This window comes from Streptomyces sp. NRRL F-6492 (genome assembly GCF_001280125.1).
Classification (GTDB): Bacteria; Actinomycetota; Actinomycetes; order Streptomycetales; family Streptomycetaceae; genus Streptomyces.
On record NZ_LGEG01000208.1, the window covers coordinates 1 to 207 of the forward strand.

Genomic DNA, 207 nt, shown 5'->3' on the forward strand with positions numbered 1-207 from the left:
GAGGACAAGCCCTCGGCCTATTAGTACCGGTCAGCTCCACCCCTTGCGGGGCTTCCACATCCGGCCTATCAACCCAGTCGTCTACTGGGAGCCTTACCCCATCTAGTGGGTGGGAATACTCATCTCGAAGCAGGCTTCCCGCTTAGATGCTTTCAGCGGTTATCCCTCCCGAACGTAGCCAACCAGCCATGCCCTTGGCAGGACAAC

The 207-nt window shown here is 58.5% G+C and carries 1 rRNA gene; it reads right to left on the bottom strand.

Features of this window, described 5'->3' with window-relative positions:
* Positions 1-207, bottom strand: a 23S ribosomal RNA gene (locus ADL08_RS15685); the annotation flags it as partial.